This window comes from Methylobacterium nigriterrae (genome assembly GCF_037106235.1).
Classification (GTDB): Bacteria; Pseudomonadota; Alphaproteobacteria; order Rhizobiales; family Beijerinckiaceae; genus Methylobacterium; species Methylobacterium nigriterrae.
This window is the reverse complement of the sequence record NZ_JBAWTG010000476.1, coordinates 1-643: the sequence shown is the minus strand read 5'-3', so window position 1 is coordinate 643 and position 643 is coordinate 1. Positions and strand designations below refer to the sequence as shown.

General features: G+C 69.2%; 1 protein-coding gene. It reads right to left on the bottom strand.

The annotated features are described in order from the left end of the window. On the bottom strand, positions 1-643 hold a 643-nt coding region (locus WDW90_RS37830; protein WP_431311209.1), incomplete at both ends, for a DNA topoisomerase IB.

Sequence of the window (643 nt, the reverse complement as noted above, 5' to 3'; positions counted from 1 at the left end):
GCGGCCAGCACCGTGCCGGCCCAGGTCCGAAAATCCTTGGCGGTGATGTCCTGGCCCGTGATCTCGCGCAGGTAGGCATTCACGTCGGCCGAGGTGACGTCGCGCTGCTCGCCGGAATCGTCGATGTACTGGAACAGCTCCTGGCCCGGCAGGTCCTGGCAGGCCTTGACGATCCGGGCGACCCGCCGGTCCGTCACCGACAGGTCCCAGGTCTTGCCGCTCTTGCCCTTGAAGCGGAACCGGAGGTCCGGGCCCGCGATCGTCACGTGCGGGTCGCGCAGGGTCGTGAGCCCGTAGCTCTTGTTGGCGCGGGCGTAATCGTCGTTGCCGACGCGGATGAGCGTCGCCTCGAGGAGGTGGACCACGGTGGCCAACACCTTCTCGCGCGGCAGGCCCGGACGCTTCATGTCGGCGTCGATCCGGGTGCGGATGCCGGGCAGCGCGTCCGCGAAGGCCATGATGTGGCTGAACTTGCTCGATTCCCGCGCCTCGCGGAAATCCGGATGGTAGCGGTACTGCTTGCGCCCCTTGGCGTCGCGGCCGGTGGCCTGGATGTGGCCGTTGCGGCGCGGGCAGATCCAGACGTCGGTATAGGCGGGGGGAATCGCGAGCGAGCGGATGCGCGCGAGCGTCGCCTCGTCGC